Annotated in this window: 19 protein-coding genes and 1 pseudogene; 11 read left to right on the top strand and 9 right to left on the bottom strand. The window is 59.6% G+C overall.

Annotation, left to right across the window (positions count from 1 at the left end):
* Nucleotides 1-21: 21 nt before the first annotated feature.
* A complete protein-coding gene (gene msrB / locus AB4N64_RS03735; protein WP_460122083.1) occupies nt 22-417 on the bottom strand; it encodes a peptide-methionine (R)-S-oxide reductase MsrB in 396 nt (131 codons plus the stop codon).
* A gap of 214 nt (nt 418-631) precedes the next feature.
* Between msrB and AB4N64_RS03730 the strand changes: the two genes are divergently transcribed.
* Together AB4N64_RS03730 and htpX are read left to right on the top strand one after the other, a co-directional pair.
* Nucleotides 632-1843, top strand: coding sequence for a pyridoxal phosphate-dependent aminotransferase (locus AB4N64_RS03730; RefSeq protein WP_460122081.1), 1212 nt, complete (start codon nt 632-634; stop codon nt 1841-1843).
* Between the two features lie 319 nt (nt 1844-2162).
* On the top strand, nt 2163-3050 hold the full coding sequence (htpX, locus tag AB4N64_RS03725) for a protease HtpX (protein ID WP_460122079.1): 888 nt from the start codon (nt 2163-2165) through the stop codon (nt 3048-3050).
* Nucleotides 3051-3245: 195 nt separating this feature from the next.
* Here htpX and AB4N64_RS03720 read toward each other — a convergent pair whose 3' ends face one another.
* Entirely contained in the window at nt 3246-3899 is a 654-nt protein-coding gene (locus AB4N64_RS03720) for a thiopurine S-methyltransferase (RefSeq protein WP_460122077.1), read from the bottom strand.
* A 103-nt stretch (nt 3900-4002) separates the two neighbouring features.
* On the opposite strand from AB4N64_RS03720, the gene AB4N64_RS03715 reads away from it, so the two are divergent.
* Nucleotides 4003-4770, top strand: coding sequence for a DODA-type extradiol aromatic ring-opening family dioxygenase (locus tag AB4N64_RS03715; RefSeq protein ID WP_460122075.1), 768 nt, complete (start codon nt 4003-4005; stop codon nt 4768-4770).
* Between the two features lie 29 nt (nt 4771-4799).
* Here AB4N64_RS03715 and AB4N64_RS03710 read toward each other — a convergent pair whose 3' ends face one another.
* Nucleotides 4800-5513, bottom strand: coding sequence for a UTRA domain-containing protein (locus tag AB4N64_RS03710; RefSeq protein WP_460122074.1), 714 nt, complete (start codon nt 5511-5513; stop codon nt 4800-4802).
* A gap of 339 nt (nt 5514-5852) precedes the next feature.
* On the opposite strand from AB4N64_RS03710, the gene AB4N64_RS03705 reads away from it, so the two are divergent.
* The 6 genes from AB4N64_RS03705 (at nt 5853) to AB4N64_RS03680 (ending at nt 11338) form a co-directional block, all read left to right on the top strand.
* Nucleotides 5853-6917 carry an ABC transporter substrate-binding protein gene (locus AB4N64_RS03705; RefSeq protein ID WP_460122072.1) on the top strand — a complete coding sequence of 355 codons (1065 nt, stop codon included), beginning with the start codon at nt 5853-5855 and terminating at the stop codon, nt 6915-6917.
* Between the two features lie 190 nt (nt 6918-7107).
* Nucleotides 7108-7914, top strand: a complete 807-nt coding sequence (locus tag AB4N64_RS03700) for an alkaline phosphatase family protein (RefSeq protein ID WP_460122070.1) — start codon at nt 7108-7110, stop codon at nt 7912-7914.
* A 5-nt stretch (nt 7915-7919) separates the two neighbouring features.
* Nucleotides 7920-8756 (top strand): ABC transporter permease, encoded by an 837-nt coding sequence (locus AB4N64_RS03695; RefSeq protein WP_460126589.1) that lies wholly within the window; start codon nt 7920-7922, stop codon nt 8754-8756.
* The gene (locus tag AB4N64_RS03690) at nt 8743-9543 is read left to right on the top strand and encodes an ABC transporter permease (RefSeq protein ID WP_460122069.1); all 801 of its coding nucleotides are present in this window, start codon (nt 8743-8745) and stop codon (nt 9541-9543) included. The genes AB4N64_RS03695 and AB4N64_RS03690 overlap by 14 nt, the downstream gene beginning before the upstream one ends.
* Entirely contained in the window at nt 9540-10529 is a 990-nt protein-coding gene (locus AB4N64_RS03685; RefSeq protein ID WP_460122067.1) for an ABC transporter ATP-binding protein, read from the top strand. Before AB4N64_RS03690 ends, AB4N64_RS03685 begins: the two co-directional genes overlap by 4 nt.
* Nucleotides 10530-10684: 155 nt before the next feature.
* Nucleotides 10685-11338: an HAD family hydrolase gene (locus tag AB4N64_RS03680; protein WP_460122066.1), complete on the top strand. Its 654-nt coding sequence runs from the start codon at nt 10685-10687 to the stop codon at nt 11336-11338.
* A 141-nt stretch (nt 11339-11479) separates the two neighbouring features.
* On the opposite strand, the gene AB4N64_RS03675 is transcribed toward AB4N64_RS03680, so the two are convergent.
* On the bottom strand, nt 11480-12442 hold the full coding sequence (locus AB4N64_RS03675) for a zinc-binding dehydrogenase (protein WP_460122065.1): 963 nt from the start codon (nt 12440-12442) through the stop codon (nt 11480-11482).
* A gap of 138 nt (nt 12443-12580) precedes the next feature.
* On the opposite strand from AB4N64_RS03675, the gene AB4N64_RS03670 reads away from it, so the two are divergent.
* Together AB4N64_RS03670 and AB4N64_RS03665 are read left to right on the top strand one after the other, a co-directional pair.
* Nucleotides 12581-14662, top strand: coding sequence for a carboxy terminal-processing peptidase (locus tag AB4N64_RS03670; protein ID WP_460126588.1), 2082 nt, complete (start codon nt 12581-12583; stop codon nt 14660-14662).
* Between the two features lie 130 nt (nt 14663-14792).
* A complete protein-coding gene (locus tag AB4N64_RS03665) occupies nt 14793-16568 on the top strand; it encodes a bifunctional diguanylate cyclase/phosphodiesterase (protein ID WP_460122063.1) in 1776 nt (591 codons plus the stop codon).
* Nucleotides 16569-16597: 29 nt separating this feature from the next.
* Here the strand turns inward: AB4N64_RS03665 and AB4N64_RS03660 are convergent, their stop codons facing one another.
* The 5 genes and pseudogenes from AB4N64_RS03660 to AB4N64_RS03640 form a co-directional block, all read right to left on the bottom strand.
* Nucleotides 16598-17005, bottom strand: coding sequence for an SEL1-like repeat protein (locus AB4N64_RS03660; protein WP_460122061.1), 408 nt, complete (start codon nt 17003-17005; stop codon nt 16598-16600).
* Nucleotides 17006-17378: pseudogene (locus AB4N64_RS03655) on the bottom strand (hypothetical protein).
* Nucleotides 17375-17716, bottom strand: coding sequence for a helix-turn-helix domain-containing protein (locus AB4N64_RS03650; protein WP_460122059.1), 342 nt, complete (start codon nt 17714-17716; stop codon nt 17375-17377). The pseudogene AB4N64_RS03655 and the gene AB4N64_RS03650 overlap by 4 nt, the downstream one beginning before the upstream one ends.
* 112 nt (nt 17717-17828) lie before the next feature.
* Entirely contained in the window at nt 17829-18284 is a 456-nt protein-coding gene (locus AB4N64_RS03645) for a YkvA family protein (protein WP_460122057.1), read from the bottom strand.
* Nucleotides 18285-18576: 292 nt separating this feature from the next.
* The gene (locus AB4N64_RS03640) at nt 18577-19293 is read right to left on the bottom strand and encodes an FKBP-type peptidyl-prolyl cis-trans isomerase (protein ID WP_460122055.1); all 717 of its coding nucleotides are present in this window, start codon (nt 19291-19293) and stop codon (nt 18577-18579) included.
* Between the last annotated feature and the right edge of the window lie 214 nt (nt 19294-19507).

Raw genomic sequence — 19507 nt, 5'->3', positions numbered from 1 at the left:
CACTGGATCGTTCCCTGCTCGTTATTCGCGCGGCACCAGGTCCAGGCACACAGAGTTGATGCAGTAACGCAGGCCTGTCGGCGGCGGACCGTCCGGGAACACGTGCCCCAGATGCGCATCGCATTTGGCGCAGACCACTTCGGTGCGGATCATGCCGTGGCTGACGTCGCGGATCTCGACCATGGCGCTGTCGGCGATCGGCTCATAGAAGCTCGGCCAGCCGCAACCAGAGTCAAATTTGGTCTTTGAGTCGAACAACGCCTCATTGCAGCAGATGCAGTGATAAACGCCATCGACCTTGCTGTCGTTGTATTTTCCGGAGAACGGCCGTTCGGTGCCCTTGAGGCGGCAAACGTTGTACTGCTCCGGATCGAGCATCGCCCGCCATTCTTCCAGCGTTTTTTCCAACTTTTCCATCATCACACCTCGGCAACTGAAAAAGCCCGATCTGTACCTTTTCCACGGATCGGGCGGCACGTATGATTGCGCCTCGTCAAACGCCAGTCTGGCACCCAGGCCAGGCGTATTCAACGTATCCGCACTTCAAAGCGTCAGGCCTGTGGTTACACAGGATTCCCAGTACGGTAGGTCAAATGCCGCCTGGATCGTTCATTTTCGGGAACACATCGCCATGCAGGTCAGCAAATCGAACAAGCTCGCCAACGTCTGCTACGACATTCGCGGCCCAGTGCTCAAGCACGCCAAACGCCTGGAAGAGGAAGGCCATCGCATCCTCAAGCTGAACATCGGCAACCCGGCCCCCTTTGGTTTCGAAGCGCCGGACGAAATCCTCCAGGACGTCATCCGCAACCTGCCCACCGCCCAGGGCTACAGCGACTCCAAGGGTCTGTTCAGCGCCCGTAAAGCGGTCATGCAGTACTACCAGCAAAAGCAGGTGGAAGGTGTCGGCATCGAGGACATCTACCTGGGCAACGGCGTTTCCGAGCTGATCGTGATGTCGATGCAGGCGCTGCTCAACAATGGCGACGAAGTGCTCGTGCCGGCCCCGGACTATCCGCTGTGGACCGCCGCGGTCAGCCTGTCGGGCGGCAACCCGGTGCACTACCTGTGTGACGAGCAGGCCAACTGGTGGCCGGACCTGGCCGACATCAAGGCCAAGATTACCCCGAACACCAAGGCACTGGTGATCATCAACCCGAACAACCCGACCGGCGCCGTGTACTCCAAAGAAGTGCTGCTGGGCATGCTGGAGCTGGCTCGCCAACATAACCTGGTGGTGTTTTCCGACGAAATCTACGACAAGATCCTGTACGACGATGCCGTGCACATCTGCACCGCGTCGCTGGCGCCGGACCTCCTCTGCCTGACCTTCAACGGTTTGTCGAAGTCCTACCGCGTAGCCGGCTTCCGTTCCGGCTGGATCGCCATATCCGGTCCGAAGCTCCACGCACAGAGCTACATCGAAGGCATCGACATGCTGGCCAACATGCGCCTGTGTGCCAACGTGCCGAGCCAGCACGCGATCCAGACGGCCCTGGGCGGTTATCAGAGTATCAATGACCTGGTACTGCCGCCGGGTCGCCTGCTGGAACAACGCAACCGTACCTGGGAGCTGCTCAATGACATTCCCGGCGTCAGTTGCGTGAAACCGATGGGAGCGCTGTACGCCTTCCCGCGCATCGACCCGAAAGTCTGCCCGATCCACAACGACGAGAAATTCGTCCTTGACCTGCTGCTCTCGGAAAAGCTGCTGGTGGTGCAAGGCACGGCCTTCAACTGGCCATGGCCGGACCACTTCCGCGTCGTGACCCTGCCCCGTGTAGATGACCTGGACATGGCCATCGGCCGCATCGGCAACTTCCTGAAATCCTATCGCCAGTAAAGGGGCTGCTTCGTGCGGCTTTCTCCGGAAAGTCGCACGAGGAATAATTCAGCAACACCTCTTCTGCGCCAAGTCCTCGGTGACGAGTTTTCTCGTTGCGCCATCGCGCCGAGCGCGCTCACGTCTAACATTGACAGGGATATGCGAGGGCATTTGCCTGACAAACCTGTCTGCCGCTGCCATCGGAAATGCCCTGCAAGCAACTAGACTTTGGCTGTAGGACACAGTTTGAAATAGTCACCCGGTTGAATAGCCCCGTGCAGCACCTTATATACCCCGCAGTACGCTACATCTTTAGCATAAGGAGATTTCTACAACCATGATGCGCATCCTGCTGTTTTTGGCCACTAACCTGGCGGTCGTGCTGATTGCCAGCATCACCCTGAGCCTCTTCGGCTTCAACGGGTTCATGGCGGCCAACGGGGTTGATCTCAACCTCAATCAGCTGCTGATTTTCTGTGCGGTCTTTGGTTTCGCCGGTTCGCTTTTCTCGCTGTTCATCTCCAAGTGGATGGCGAAGATGAGCACCAGCACCCAGATCATCACCCAGCCGCGCACCCGCCATGAGCAATGGCTGCTGCAAACGGTCGAGCAACTGTCCCGCGAAGCCGGGATCAAGATGCCCGAAGTGGGGATTTTCCCGGCCTACGAGGCGAATGCCTTCGCCACCGGCTGGAACAAGAACGATGCACTGGTCGCTGTCAGCCAGGGTTTGCTCGAGCGGTTCTCACCGGATGAAGTGAAAGCCGTCCTGGCCCACGAAATCGGCCACGTTGCCAACGGCGACATGGTTACCCTGGCCCTGATCCAGGGCGTGGTGAACACCTTCGTGATGTTCTTTGCGCGGATCATCGGCAACTTCGTCGACAAAGTGATCTTCAAGAACGAAGAAGGCCAAGGCATCGCCTACTACGTAGCGACCATCTTCGCCGAACTGGTCCTGGGTATCCTGGCCAGCGCCATCGTGATGTGGTTCTCGCGCAAGCGCGAATTCCGCGCCGACGAAGCCGGCGCCCGTCTGGCCGGCACCGGTGCGATGATCGGCGCCCTGCAACGGCTGCGTGCCGAACAAGGCCTGCCGGTGCACATGCCGGACACCCTGAATGCATTCGGTATCAACGGTGGCATCAAACAGGGCCTGGCCCGCATGTTCATGAGCCATCCGCCGCTGGAAGAGCGTATCAACGCGCTGCATCGTCGCGGTTGATCGAGAGCCGGTAAAACGAAAGGCCCGCAGAGATGCGGGCCTTTTTTTGTCCAGAGGAACGCCGGGGTCCCTGTAGGAGCGAGCATGTCGAGGCGTCGAACCGTCGCGATGGAGGTCAACGATAACGCTGGCTTCCTGACACCCAGCGGCGCCCTGACAACCATCGCGAGCAAGCTCGCTCCTACAGGGATTGGGTCAACTTTGGAGGCGGTAAACCCGCTCTTCCAGCCGCGTCACTCCACTTTCGGCAAACTTGCCGTTCTCCTCCAGCACATCCTGGTCTTCGAGAATCTTCAGCGACCACGCCGAACCGAACAGTTGCTGCACCTCGTCGTCGAGCACGGCAAACGGCGGTCCGTCTTTCTGCGCCTGGTCGTAATCCAGTGTGATCAACAGTCCCAGCGCGTCCTTGGGCACAATTCGCTTGAGGTGGGCGGCATATCGTTCACGCATGGCCGGCGGCAGGGCGATCAGTGCCGCCCGGTCGTATAGCGCGGCACAATCGGCCACATCGCCGGCTGTCAGCTCGAAAATATCACCACACCACAGCTCGATAGACCCGGCGCGATAGACCTTGAAGGGCCCCTGCACACTGACGTCCGGGTCAAACTCATGTTCCTCGAAAAAGTCTTCGATGGCCTTTTCCGACAATTCGATGCCCAGGACTTCGTGCCCCTCTAGCGCCAGCCACAACAAATCCAGACTTTTCCCACACAGCGGCACCAACACCCGAGCGCCGTCTTCCAGCCGCAATTGCGGCCAGAAACGCTTAAGGTAGGGGTTCACTTGCGGCAGGTGGAAGCCGATCTGATTCGACTGCCAGCGCTTGTGCCAAAACTCGGGCTGCATACCTATCTCCGAATAATTCGATCAAAACACCCTAAAACTTATATTAGATTTAGATCAATGATCTGATTGAAGATGGAGCCATCTTACTCTTTGGAGCACCTGTATGTTCCCCAGCCTGTACATTTCCCACGGCTCCCCCATGCTGGCCCTCGAGCCCGGCGACAGTGGACCTGCGCTCGCCCGTATTGCCGCACAATTGCCCAGACCCAAGGCCATCGTGATTGTTTCCGCCCACTGGGAAAGCAATGAGCTGCTGGTCAGCGCCAACCCCCACCCGGAAACCTGGCATGACTTCGGCGGTTTTCCGCGTGCGTTGTTCGAGGTGCAGTACCCGGCGCCTGGCGAGCCAAAGCTGGCGGCCTCGGTGGTTGGATTGCTGAATGACAGCGGCTTGCCTGCGCGCCTCGACAATCATCGGCCCTTCGACCACGGCGTCTGGGTTCCGTTGTCGTTGATGTATCCACAAGCCGACATCCCGGTGGTGCAGGTTTCATTGCCCACCCACGAAGGGCCTGCCCTGCAGACCCGTGTGGGCCAGGCATTGCGCAGCCTGCGCGAACAGGGAGTGCTGCTGATCGGGTCTGGCAGCATCACTCACAACCTGCGCGAGCTGGATTGGCATGCCGGTCCGGAAAGCGTCGAGCCGTGGGCGAAGGTCTTCCGCGACTGGATGATCGAGAAGCTAGAGGCCAATGATGAAGCGGCGCTGCATGATTACCGGCGGCTGGCACCCAACGCCGTGCGTAATCATCCAAGCGATGAGCACCTGTTGCCGCTGTACTTCGCGCGAGGCGCTGGAGGTGCATTCAGTATCAGCCACCAGGGCTTCACCATGGGCGCGCTCGGCATGGACATCTACCGATTCGGTTGACGAAACCCGAGAGTCTGCGGCGGCCAGGCTCAAACCACATCGACACTGACGTGAATCGCATCGTGCCGCCAGAACTCCAGGTCACAGTCGATCAGTCGCTCGTGCTGATCGTAATTGACCCGGGCAATACGCAACCCGGGACTGCCGACCGACACCCTTAACGCCGCCGCCGCATCCACCGATAACGCGGTCGGGACGATTTCGAAGCGCACCCGACCATAATGCAGGTCGTAATGACGGGCGTACAATTCGGTAATCGACTGATTCAGATCGAAATCCAGTATCCCCGGAAAATACTGAGGGTTGAGGTAGTGCTCGACGTAGAGCACCAGCCGCCCATCTATCCTGCGCGCCCGACAGATCTGGATCACGCTCGACAGCGCCGGCAATTGTAACCAGGCACACACCGCCGCCGACGCCGGTAGCAACCGTGCCGAAATCATCTCGGTGGACGGTACCCGGCCCTGGGCGCTGACCATCGCGTGAAAGTGGCTGCGCTGCATCAGGTTGTAGGCCAGGCGCGGCGGCGACACAAACCATCCCCGACGTTCCTCGCGGTAGATGTGCCCTTGTGCCTCCAACTGCAACAAAGCTTCACGCAGGGTGATCCGCGTCGTGCCGAACAACTCACTGAGCTTGCGCTCGGCCGGCAACTTGCTGCCGGGTGCCAATAGCCCGTGATCAAGTTGCTCCTGCAAAACCTGCCCGATGGCGGTGACCGCCTTCGTCGCTTCAATACGCATCAATGTTACCCATCTGGACTAGACCAGCACTGTTTCGGGGCGAGGCCGGGTTGGAAACGGCGTTATCAACTTCCTGGAAGCCTAGGCACTGCTGATGACTGGCAGATGACAAAACAACCGAACGGTACGCTCCTCCCCCCTGCAATTTGATGGCCAAGGCCCACAATTCCGGCGCCCTTGGCATGGTCTACGCTTATCTCGAACCCTGAGCACTGCGACGTGAAAAAAATCGGCAGACATCAAAATGTCATCCAGCCCACCTAGATTGGCTCAGGTATTGCTGACCTAGACCAACACAACCGCAATCGCAGCGTTGAAAACGCCCAAAGGAGCTTCGGAATGAAAAAGCTTTTCCTGGCATCACTGTTAGGCTCGACCATTGCCCTGTGTACCGCCGCCATGGCCGCTGATGATTTGAAAACCCTGGAAGCCGCTGCGAAAGCCGAAGGCGCCGTCAACAGCGTCGGCATGCCCGATGACTGGGCAAACTGGAAAGGCACCTGGGCGGATCTGGCCAGTCAATATGGCCTGAAGCACCTCGACACCGACATGAGTTCCGCGCAGGAAATCGCCAAGTTTGCCGCTGAAAAAGACAACGCCAGCGCTGACATCGGGGACGTCGGTGCTGCCTTTGGCCCGATTGCGGTCAAGCAGAATGTGACGCAACCCTATAAACCAAGCACCTGGGCACAGGTCCCCGACTGGGCCAAGGATAAGGATGGTCATTGGGCCCTTGCCTACACCGGGACTATCGCCTTCATCGTCAACAAGAAACTGCTGCACGGTTCCGACGTACCCACCAAGTGGGCTGATCTCAAGGACGGCAAATACAAGGTGTCCATCGGTGACGTGAGCACCGCCGCCCAAGCCGCCAACGGTGTATTGGCCGCCGCACTGGCCAACGGTGGCGACGAGAAGAACCTGCAACCGGCGCTGTTGCTGTTCGCCGACATCGCCAAGCAGGGTCGCCTGTCGATGGCCAACCCGACCATCGCCACCATGGAAAAGGGCGAGATCGAAGTGGGGGTGGTCTGGGACTTCAACGGCCTGAGCTACAAGGCCAAGATGGCGAACCCGGATGATTACGTGGTGCTGATCCCGTCCGACGGCTCGGTGATTTCCGGTTACACCACCATCATCAACAAATACGCCAAGAACCCCAACGCCGCCAAGCTGACCCGCGAATACATTTTCAGCGACGCCGGCCAGATCAACCTGGCCAAGGGCAATGCACGTCCGATCCGCGCTGAGCACCTCACCCTGCCAGCCGACGTACAGGCCAAGCTGCTGCCGAACGAGCAGTACAAGAAGGTCACCCCGATCAAGGACGCGGACGCGTGGGAAAAGACTTCGAAGGCCCTGCCGCAGAAGTGGAACGAAGAAGTCATTGTTGAGATGAAGTAAGGCGGTAAAACCCGCTTCCTGATTCCCACTGGGATCCCTGTGGGAGCGGGCTTGCCCGCGATGGCATTGTGTCAGTTACCGATGCATTGACTGTTTCGCCGCCATCGCGGGCAAGGCGAGTCGTCGCACCGCCGCTCCCACAATGGACCGCGCCACATTCGGAATTTCTGCCCGCGGAGTTTTCGCCCCTATGAAACACAACGTCATCCTGGTGGTGCTCGACGGTCTCAACTACGAGGTTGCACACCACGCCATGGGGCATTTGCAGGCTTACGTCGGCGCAGGACGGGCGGCGCTCTACAAGCTGGAGTGCGAACTGCCTGCCCTGTCACGCCCCCTGTACGAATGCATCCTGACCGGCGTCCCGCCCATCGACAGTGGCATCGTGCATAACCATGTCTCGCGCCTATCCAACCAGCGCAGCATCTACCACTACGCCCGCGCGGCCGGGTTGACGACGGCGGCAGCGGCTTATCACTGGGTCAGCGAACTGTACAACCGCTCGCCGTTCATCGCCGCGCGCGACCGTCATACCGACGACCCGCAACTGCCGATCCAGCATGGGCATTTCTACTGGAACGATCACTACCCCGATTCACACCTGTTCGCCGACGCGGAAAACCTGCGCCTGCGCCATGCGCCGAACTTCCTGTTGGTGCACCCGATGAACATCGACGATGCCGGGCACAAGCACGGCCTCGACACCGCGCAATACCGCAACAGTGCCCGCACGGCCGACATCATTCTCGCCGACTACCTGCAAGGCTGGCTGGACGCCGGCTACCAGGTGCTGGTGACGGCCGACCACGGCATGAACAGCGATCGCTCGCACAATGGCCTGTTGCCTGAAGAACGCGAGGTGCCGCTGTTCGTCTTCGGTGACGCCTTCAGCCTCGACGCCAGCGCCACACCGAAACAGACGCAAATTTGCGGCACGGTCTGCGAACTGCTGGGCGTGCCCCACGATAAACCCGTATGCCCGGAGCTGCTCAAGTGAATGCCATGACGCGCGGCAAGTGGCTCGCGGCCCTGTGCCTGGTGCCTTTTACCCTGTTCTTTATCGTGTTCGAGATCGCTCCGCTCGCCTGGGTGATGATCAACAGCCTGGAATCGGAAGAGTTCGGCTGGGGCCTGGCCAACTTCAGCAAGATCTTCAGCTCCAAGTTCTACCTGCAGGCGATCCAGTACAGCCTGGAGATCAGTTTCTGGTCGAGCGTATTCGGCATCTTCATTGCCGTCCTCGGTGCCTACTCGCTGCGGCGGGTCGACTCGAAGCTGCGAAATTTCGTCAACGCCTTCGCCAACATGACCAGCAACTTCGCCGGCGTGCCCCTCGCCTTCGCATTCATCATTCTGTTGGGTTTCAACGGCAGCTTCACCATCCTGCTCAAGCAGGCCGGACTGATCCAGGACTTCAACCTGTATTCCAAGACCGGGCTGATCATTCTCTACACCTATTTCCAGATTCCGCTGGGGGTGCTGCTGTTGTACCCGGCCTTTGACGCCTTGCGCGAAGACTGGCGAGAGTCCGCCGAGTTGCTCGGTGCCAGCGGTTGGCAGTTCTGGCGGCACATCGGCTTGCCGGTGCTGACCCCGGCACTGCTTGGCACCTTCGTGATCCTGCTGGCCAACGCCCTCGGCGCCTACGCGACGGTGTACGCCCTGACCACCGGTAACTTCAACGTACTGCCGATCCGCATCGCGGCGATGGTGTCCGGTGATATTTCCCTGGACCCTAACCTGGCCAGTGCCCTGGCCGTAGTGCTGGTGGCGTTGATGACCCTGGTGACCATCGTGCATCAGCTGCTGCTGAAGAGGAGCTACCATGTCTCGCGCTGAACGGGGGCCCGTCGCTGTTTATCACCGGGTCGTGGTGTACTTGCTGTTTGCCATTCTGTTGCTGCCCCTGGCCGGCACGCTGGTCTACTCGATCGCCAGCAGTTGGTCGGCGACCATCCTGCCCAGCGGCTTTACCCTCAAATGGTACATCGCGCTGTGGAGCGACCCGCGCTTTCTCCACGCCTTCGGCCAATCGTTGGTGGTGTGCGTCGGCGCGCTGGTCCTGTCGGTGGTCCTGATCCTGCCGTTGCTGTTCGTGGTGCATTACCACTTTCCGAAACTCGATGCGCTGATGAACATCCTGATCCTGTTGCCCTTCGCGGTGCCGCCGGTGGTGTCGTCAGTGGGGCTGCTGCAACTGTACGGTTCCGGGCCTTTCGCAATGGTCGGCACGCCGTGGATTCTGATCGGCTGTTACTTCACCATTGCCCTGCCCTTCATGTACCGCGCAATCACCAACAACCTGCAAGCGATCAGCCTGCGCGACCTGATGGACGCGGCACAACTGCTCGGCGCCAGCACCTGGCAAGCAGCGTTCCTGGTGGTGCTGCCCAACCTGCGCAAGGGTTTGATGGTGGCGCTGCTGCTGTCGTTCTCCTTCCTGTTCGGCGAGTTCGTCTTCGCCAACATCCTCGTCGGCACCCGTTACGAGACCCTGCAGGTCTACCTCAACAACATGCGCAACAGCAGCGGTCACTTCACCAGTGCGCTGGTGATTTCCTACTTCTTTTTCGTGCTGGTTCTGACCTGGGCGGCCAACATCTTGAACAAGGACAAAAGCGAATGAGCTACGTCAGCGTCCAACACCTTCAGAAGAACTACGCCGGCACCACGGTGTTCAGTGACATCAATTGCGAGATTCAAAAAGGCGAGTTCGTTACCCTGCTGGGGCCTTCCGGTTGCGGTAAGTCGACCTTGCTTCGCTGCATCGCCGGGCTGACCCCGGTGGATGGCGGCAAGATCCTGCTCCATGGCGTCGATATCGTTCCGCTGAGCCCGCAGAAGCGCGGGATCGGCATGGTGTTCCAGAGTTACGCGCTGTTCCCGAACATGACCGTTGAGCAAAACGTCGCGTTTGGCCTGCGCATGCAGAAGGTCAACAGCGACGATAGCCACAAACGGGTCGCCGAAGTGTTGAAACTGGTGGAGCTCGGCGACTTCGCTTCGCGCTACCCGCATCAACTGTCCGGTGGCCAGTGCCAGCGCGTTGCGTTGGCTCGTTCACTGGTGACACGCCCGCGTCTGTTGCTGCTGGATGAGCCGCTATCGGCCCTCGATGCGCGCATTCGCAAGCATCTGCGCGAACAGATCCGTCAGATCCAGCGCGAACTCGGCCTGACCACTATCTTCGTTACCCATGACCAGGAAGAAGCGCTGACCATGTCCGACCGGATTTTCCTGATGAATCAGGGAAAGATCGTACAAAGTGGCGACGCCGAAACCTTGTACACCGCGCCGGTGGATGTATTCGCTGCCGGCTTCATCGGTAACTACAATCTGCTGGATGCGGACAGCGCAACCAAGCTGCTGCAACGGCCGATCAACCATCGCATCGCCATCCGCCCGGAGGCCATCGAGCTGAGCCTGGAAGGCGAACTCGATGCCCAGGTGCGCAGCCACAGTCTGCTGGGCAACGTGATTCGTTATCGCGTCGAGGCCCGGGGCGTGGAACTGGTGGTGGATGTGCTCAACCGTTCGGCGACGGACTTGCACCCCGATGGCCAGCGCCTGTCGCTTTCCATCGATCCGACGGCCCTGCGTGAGGTGGCATGAGAGCAGCTGCAAGCTTCAAGCTTCAAGCTTCAAGCTTCAAGCTTCAGGCTTCAGGCTTCAAGCTTCGAGCTGCAAGCCGTAGACTGCCGGCCAACTGATCCCTTTCTTGCAGCTTGAAGCTCACGGCTTGAAGCTGCTCTCACCGAGAGCCCCCCATGGCCCTGGCAATTTTTGATTTGGACGAAACCCTTATCCACGGCGACTGCGCCACCCTCTGGGCTGAGCAGATGGGGCGGCTGGGTTGGGTCGACCCGGAGTCGTTCATGCGTCGCAACAACGAACTGATGGACGCCTACAGCCACGGCAAGCTGCGCATGGAGGACTACATGACCTTCAGCCTGGAGCCCATGATCGGGCGCACCCCCGAAGAGATCGACCACCTGGTCGGCCCCTGGGTGGAAGACGTCATCGAACCGATCATTTTCAGCGAGGCAACCAAAGCCATCGCCGCCCACCGCAAAGCCGAGGACCGCATTCTGGTGATCTCCGCGTCGGGCACTCACCTGGTCCGGCCGATTGCCGAACGGCTTGGCATCGACGAAATTCTCGGCATCGAACTGGAGGTTGCGCATGGTGTTTACACCGGCCAGACCACCGGTACCCTGACCTACCGGGAAGGCAAGATCACTCGCTTGCTGGAATGGCTGGACGCGGAAGAGGAAAACCTCGAAGGCGCGAGTTTCTATTCGGACTCACGCAACGATTTGCCGTTGCTGCTGAAGGTGGATTTCCCGCACGTGGTGAATCCGGACCCGGTGTTGCGCGAGCATGCAGAGAAGGCTGGCTGGCCGATTCATCTCTGGAAATAAATCCGATCCCCCCGTACCCCTGTAGGAGCGAGCTTGCTCGCGATTGCGGTGTATCAGCCAATACAGTTTTGTATGACACACCGCTATCGCGAGCAAGCTCGCTCCTACAAGTATGTGAGTATTCTCACAGGTCCTGTGCTGTCAGCTCAGGCTCTCATCAATCACCAACACCACCTTCCCCGCCACCGTATTGCTCGCCAACTCGGCAAACGCCGCTTCGGCATCCTTGATCGGGAAAGTCTTCGCCAGTTGCGGGCTCAGGCGACCGTCGGCAAACAACGGCCACACATGCTGGCTGAGTCCGCTGAACAGGTCGGCCTTGAACAGATCGTCGCGACTGCGCAGGGTCGAACCCAGCAATTGCACACGTTTGGCCAGCACCTGCGCCAGATCCAGCTTGGCCTCACGGCCCCCCATCAGGCCGATCAGCACCCAACGGCCATCGCTGGCCAGCAGCTTCAGGTTCAGCGCAGCGTAATTGCCACCGACCGGATCGAGGATCACGTCGAACGGCCCCAGGTCTCTCAAGCCTTCCAGGTCATCGCCTCGCAACACGCCACCCTGGGCTCCCAACGCTTCGCAGTAGGCCAAGCGCTCGGCAGAGCCGACGCTGACCCAGCACGGGTTGCCGAATGCCTTGCACAGCTGAATGGCGGCTGAACCGATTCCACTTGCTCCGGCGTGCAGGAGAACTTTCTCACCGGGCCGGAGCGCAGCCAATTGAAACAAATTCAGCCAGACCGTTGCGTAAACCTCAGGTAATGCGGCGGCTTCGATCAGGGATATTCCTTCCGGCACCGGCAGCACGTGCCGTCCGTCGACTACCACCTCTTCGGCCATGCCACCCCCGGCCAGCAAGGCGCAAACGCGGTCGCCGACTTGCCAGGACGACCCCGGACCGACTTCGCTGATCACCCCTGAACACTCCAGGCCCAGCACCTGGCTCGCCCCCGGCGGCGGCGGATAAAGGCCCGCTTTTTGTAATAAATCGGCGCGATTGAGGCCTGCAGCCGACACGCGAATGCGAATTTGCCCTACATCACACGTAGGACTGGGCTCTTCAACCCATGCCACTTGACCTTCCACGCCTTGCAATGCTTTCACAGTGCCTCCATAGTGAGTCTGGACTGAGCCCGAAGCTATAGCGCCGGGCTTTTTGCATTATGCGACCGGCCCTCGTGGACCCGGCGACTTCAAAGACGGCCTAATATGCGTTATCAATTGTCCCTGCGTCGAATCGGCATGAAGCACCTGTTCCCCAGCACCGCCCTCGCTCTGTTCATCGGTATCGGCCTGATGCCGATGTCGAGCAATACGTTCGCAGCCAATAGCTGGGACAAGCTTCAGCCTGATCGTGACGAAGTGATCGCCAGCCTGAATGTCGTCGAGTTGCTCAAGCGCCATCATTACAGCAAACCGCCACTCGATGACGCGCGCTCGGTGATCATCTACGACAGCTACATCAAGCTGCTGGACCCGTCGCGCAGCTACTTCATGGCCAGCGACATCGCCGAGTTCGACAAATGGAAGACGCAGTTCGACGACTTCCTCAAGAGCGGCGACCTCAACGCCGGGTTCACCATCTACAAGCGCTACCTGGACCGCGTCAAGGCGCGCCTGGACTTCGCCCTTGCCGAGCTGGACAAAGGCGTCGACAAGATCGACTTCACCACCAAGGAAACCTTGCTGATTGACCGCAAGGACGCCCCTTGGCTCAAGTCCACTGCGGAACTCGACGACCTGTGGCGCAAACGCGTCAAGGATGAAGTGCTGCGCCAGAAGATCGCCGGCAAGGACTCCAAGCAGATCCAGGAAACCCTGACCAAGCGCTACAAGAACCAATTGGCGCGCCTGGACCAGACCCGCGCCGAAGATATCTTCCAGGCGTACATCAACACCTTCGCCATGTCCTACGACCCGCACACCAATTATCTGTCACCGGATAACGCGGAGAACTTCGACATCAACATGAGCCTGTCCCTCGAGGGCATCGGCGCCGTGTTGCAGAGCGACAATGACCAGGTGAAAGTCGTGCGTCTGGTGCCTGCCGGCCCGGCCGACAAGACCAAGCAGGTTGCACCGGCGGACAAGATCATCGGCGTTGCCCAGGGCAACAAGGAGATGGTCGACGTGGTGGGCTGGCGCCTGGACGAAGTGGTCAAGCTGATCCGCGGGCCAAAAGGCACCGTGGTGCGCCTGGAAGTCATCCCCGCCAGCAATGCGCCGAACGACCAGACCAGCAAGATCGTGCCGATCACCCGCGAAGCGGTGAAGCTTGAAGACCAGGCCGTGAAGAAGTCGGTCCTCAACCTGAAACAGGACGGCAAGGACTACAAGCTCGGCGTCATCGAGATTCCGGCCTTCTACCTGGACTTCAAGGCGTTCCGCGCTGGCGATCCGGACTACAAAAGCACCACCCGCGATGTCAAGAAACTGCTGACCGAGCTGCAAAAAGAGAAGGTCGACGGCGTGGTCATCGACCTGCGCAATAACGGCGGTGGATCCCTGCAGGAAGCCACGGAGCTGACCAGCCTGTTCATCGACAAGGGCCCGACCGTGCTCGTGCGTAATGCCGATGGCCGTGTCGACGTCCTGGAAGATGAAAACCCGGGCGCCTTCTACAAAGGGCCGATGGCGTTGCTGGTCAACCGCCTGTCCGCCTCGGCTTCGGAAATTTTCGCCGGCGCCATGCAGGATTATCACCGCGCGCTGATCATCGGTGGCCAGACCTTCGGCAAAGGCACCGTTCAGACCATCCAGCCGCTCAACCATGGCGAACTGAAACTGACCCTGGCCAAGTTCTACCGGGTTTCCGGCCAGAGCACCCAGCATCAGGGCGTATTGCCTGACATCGATTACCCGTCGATCATCGACACCAAGGAAATCGGGGAAAGCGCTCTGCCCGAAGCCATGCCGTGGGACACCATCCGCGCGGCCATCAAGCCGGCGGTCGATCCGTTCAAGCCGTACATCACCCAGCTCAAATCCGAGCATGACGTACGTACAGCCAAGGATGCCGAGTTCGTGTTCATCCGCGACAAGCTGGCCCTGGCTCAGAAACTGATGGCGGAAAAAACCGTCAGCCTCAATGAAGCGGAACGTCGTGCCCAGCACGCCGATATCGAAGCCAAGCAACTGGCGATGGAAAACATCCGTCGCAAGGCCAAAGGCGAAGAACCGCTCAAAGAGCTGAAGAAAGAAGACGAAGACGTTGCTGCGGCGGAACCGGACAAGGTCAAACCAGAAGATGATGCCTATCTGAGCGAGACCGGGCGCATTCTGCTGGACTACCTGAAACTCAACACGGCGGTGGCCAAGCACTAAGATGGTGGCTATTTAATGCTGACGCCGCTGAGACGTCATCAAACAGTCATCAATCTGTCGTGAAATAAAGGACTGGAACCTCTCTTGAAAAAAGCGAGTTTCCGGTCCTTTTTTTTACCAAGAGATCGCCATGACCACGACCGAACAGCTGGGTGCATTGAGTTCAATCTTAACTCAAGGTGGTTTGCACAGCCTGTTCCAGCCGATCATTTCCCTCTCTGAACGCAGGATTCTTGGTTTTGAGGCCCTCAGTCGCGGCCCGTCCAACAGCCCGCTGCACTCCCCCATCGCCCTCTTTGCCGTCGCCCGTCAGGCCGGTCGACTTAACGAGCTGGAAATCGCCTGCCGCGAAAGCGCTTGCCGACGTTTCCACGAACAGCAACTGCCCGGCAAACTCTTCCTCAACGTGTCGCCGGAATCGCTACTCGAAGCCGCACACCAGCCGGGCCGCACCCTGCAACTACTGGAAGATTTCGGAATACCGCCGAGCCAGGTCGTCATCGAACTCACCGAACAGACGCCCATTGACGACTTCCAACTGTTGCAAAAGGCCCTCAACCACTACCGGGCCATGGGGTTCTCCATCGCGCTGGATGATCTGGGTGCCGGCTACTCGAGCCTGCGTCTGTGGTCCGAGCTGAGACCCGATTATGTGAAAATCGACCGGCACTTCATCGACGGCATCCATCAGGATGCGCTCAAGCGCGAGTTTGTCGGCTCGATCATGCAAATCGCCAAAGCGTCCCGGGCGCAAGTGATTGCCGAGGGCATCGAGCTGGCTGAAGAACTCGCGGTGCTGACTGACATGGGGGTGGACCTGGTCCAGGGTTACCTGCTTTGCCGGCCGCAGGAACAGCCGCCACGGGATGCGCGGCCGCTGATGCCCAAACAGGACAGCGCTGCCGTGGCCTTGAACGACGAAGGCAGCGACCTGAGCGCCCTGCTGAACGACCAGCCGGCAGTCGACCGGGATACGCCGACAGCGACGGTACTGGAGGCCTTCCGCCGCCAGGCCAATCTGAACTCGCTGGCAGTGCTCGACGAATTCGGCCGACCGTGCGGTATCGTCCACCGGCATTCACTGTCGGACGCCCTGCTCAAGCCGTTTGCGACCGACCTGTTCGCCCGCAAGCCCATCAGTCGGCTGATGAGTGACGATTTCCTTGCCGTGGAAATGAGTCAGTCGCTGCAACAGGTCAGCCGCCTGATCACCAGCCGCGCCCGGCAACGCATCGAAGAAGACTTCATTATCACCCTCAACGGCGGCTATCTGGGGCTGGGCCGGGTCATCGACGTACTCAAGCTGATTACCGAACTGAAAATCCAGCAGGCCCGCTACGCCAACCCGCTGACCCTGCTGCCCGGCAACGTACCGATCCAGCAATGCCTGACCCGCTTGCTGCAACAGCAACGCGAATCGGTGATCTGCTACGTCGACATCGACAGCTTCAAACCCTTCAACGACATCTACGGCTACGGCCGCGGTGATGAAGTCCTGCTGTGCCTGGCGCAATGCCTGAACGACCGCGTCGATCCCTCACGCGACTTCGTCGGCCACATCGGCGGCGACGACTTCCTGCTGGTGCTCGGTCCGGACGACTGGCGCAAACGCCTGAACCAACTGCTGGACGACTTCCAGAGCCAATGCCGACGCTTCTACCGCGCCGAACACCTGGAAGCCGGCTGCTTCATCGCCCCCAACCGCCAGGGTGTGCGCCAGGAATTCCCATTGCTATCGCTGTCGATCGGCGTGGTCCACCTGCACACACAGGCCTGCGCACAACTCGACGCCAGCCAACTGGCAGAAATGGCTTCCCAGGCCAAGCATCACGCCAAGAACATTCCGGGGTACAGCGTGCACGTGATCGACAGCCTCACCGCACAGGAACCTGAGCTGGAATGCTGAACCTGTGGGAGGGTTAGAGGGAAAAGGATTTATTGCGCAGTGTCGCGAGCAGCCAATTCGTTGAGCTTGATCTCGGCCAATGGGTGTCCTGCTTTCAAGGCCAGGTTCCAGAACCGAGCGGCCTCCACCGGGTCTGGCGCTTTGCTCGCGCTTCCAGCCAGGCTGATCACACCCACTTGGTAGGCCGCCTTGCCATCACCGGCCAACGCCGCCAGGCGTAGCAAGCGGATGCCTTCTTCCCGCGCACCGAGCCCCACGCCACGGAACGTCAGGATATGCCCGTAGAAGCTTTGCGCCTGGACGTTACCCAGGTTGGCCATGCGGGCAAACTGGCTTTCCATCCAGCTCCAGACACGGGGCTGGCGAACGCACCATGTCCAATGAAAAAGCCGGCGGGCAAGCCAGTAGCCAGCCCGCGCCTTGAATCTGAGCAGCATTCAGGCCTCCGCCGATTCGGGGTATTCGTACTCGAATACACGCACAACTTCCCGAGGCGTGCCAGGATGCCGCGGCGACTCCGTCAGACGGCCCGGAAAAACGCCCCAGACGCTCGACGCATTCGAAAAACCCAGTGCGTGGCAAGCGACTGGCACCCTGGCTGATCACCAGGGAGCTGCGCAGGGGCTGCTCAGCCTTGGCATCCAGTGCGGCCAGATGCTCCAGGGCCGCCGTGAGGGTTTGCATGGCCGGCGTCGGCAACTGCAAGCGCTCCAGCAATGCACGGTAGGTCAGCAGATGCCTTTGGCGGCGCGCCTGATCCAGCTCGCCCAGCAATCCGTCCCAATGTTGACGACTGATGCGTACGCTCACGATTCATCCCTCCACCCTGGCACCTTCAATTCCCAGGCCAGACTGCGGCGAATCGCAGCGTCGGGTTGACGCTCACCACGTTCGATCATGGCCAGATAAGACGGGCTGATGCCTACCGTGCGGGCGAGCGCCTCGATGGCGATGCCCTGTGCTTCGCGTAAACTGCGCAGTTGATCCAGGCCCGGGAGAATCGGGTCCGGTGTGGCCGACGGACGCTCTGGGGCGGCCTGCGGTGGTTGCGGGTCAATGCCCGCTGCTTTCAGTAAAGCCTGATATCGGGCCCACGGCAGAACCGCATACTCGGGCTCACCATCGCGTGTGATTATCTGAATATCCATGACTTCCCCGTAGGACAACGACCCTAAACGAGCCGGTGCTTTTCCTTGGAAGTGTAATCCTAACAGCGGCCAAGGTCGCGGGGTATGGATATAGGAATGATCCTTAACAAAATCAGGCTTTTTTCGAGCCCTGGAGCTTCAGTTGTTCCGGGGTGGCGGGCAGTCGCTCCACGACCAGGAGTTTCTCCGGCACCTGGCGTTTGCGCCAGGCACGAAAAGCGTTGAGTTCGTCATCGAGCACTTTCATCAACCAGGCGAGCACGGCGATGTCATCGATCATGCCGAACACGGGGATGAAATCCGGAATGGCATCCACCGGGCTGAGGAAATACATCAAGCCCGCCACAACCGACACCAGCGCTTTTGGACTGATGGCCCGGTATTCTCCCCGCCAGTACGCCAGGCACAATGCCTGCAACAAGCGCAGATCGTCCTTGATTTTGCCGAGGCGATTGCCCTGGCTGGCGCTTTTGCTGGCCACGGAGAACAGCAGCGTCGGCAGTCGACCACGAGCCAGCAGGCGTCCGGCAAGCGGCAGGAACCGAGCGAAATTCCACGGAGCTTTCATCATTCCTCCCACGGCAGGGTTATCCACACAAATTGTGGATAACCTTGTGAACAGACCTGCATTTCACCGCTGAAAGGCCCGTATCACAAGGGCCTCGCTTAGATCGGGCGTTTTTTACACACATAAAAACGCCCAGAATTTCATTGACTTGGCGCCCCGTCGCGGCGTACGCAAGCACCTCAATGGGTCTGACTGCGTGCTGCAACATCCGTTCGCTTTGTTTACCTTCGCCAGGCGCCAGATGCAACAACGCCCCGCATAAGCGAGGCGTTGCAGGCGGGACAGACGCTGATTATTTCGCGGCGTCGTCTTGCTTGGATGGATCCTTGATAGCCAGCAGTTCCAGGTCGAATACCAGCACCGAGTTGGCTGGAATGGCTGGGCTCGGGCTTTGGGCCCCGTAAGCCAGTTCGCTAGGAATGTACAGTTTGTACTTCTCGCCAACGTGCATCAGTTGCAGGCCTTCGACCCAACCCGGGATCACGCCGCTGACCGGCAGATCGATCGGGCTGCCACGCTCGACGGAGCTGTCGAACACGGTACCGTTGGTCAGGGTGCCGGTGTAGTGAACGGTCACGACGTCAGTCGGCTTTGGCTGAGGGCCGTCGGCTTTCTTGACCACTTCGTACTGCAGGCCCGAAGCCGTGGTGGTGACACCGGCTTTCTTGGCGTTGTCTTCGAGGAATTTCTTGCCGGCAGCGGCCGACTCTTCACTCATCTTGGCCATACGCTCTTCGGCACGCTTTTGCAGTGCAGCGAAGGCTTCAACCAGTTCGTCGTCTTTGAGCTTCTGCTCTTTCTTGCCGACGGCATCTTCGATGCCCTGGGCAACGGCCTTGGAGTCCAGGTCATCCATGCCTTCCTGAGCCAGGCTCTTGCCCATGTTCAGGCCAATCCCGTAGGAAGCTTTTTGCGCCGGGGTTTTCAGCTCTACGCTGGTCTGCGAATCACAACCCGCGAGTACCAGGCTAACCAGGGCCACCGCCGCCGCCAACCGATGCTGTTTCATGCTATTTCCTTGTTCATGCGCCAAAAGGGCAATCGAGTAAAGCCGCGAGCTTATCAGGCGGCCACGACCAATGGCTACCGGGATGAGAACAGGATGTTACTGATAAGTTCAGGTGTTTTAACGCATTTCCATAATTGGATGATGAAGCTTATGTCATCAAGGCACTTCGTTTGTCACTGACTTGCGTCATCTCCGGCGTAATGGCCACTTGCCG

This window comes from Pseudomonas sp. S2_C03 (assembly GCF_054668405.1).
The sequence above is the reverse complement of the archived record's forward strand: the minus strand, read 5'-3'. Positions and strand labels throughout refer to the sequence as shown.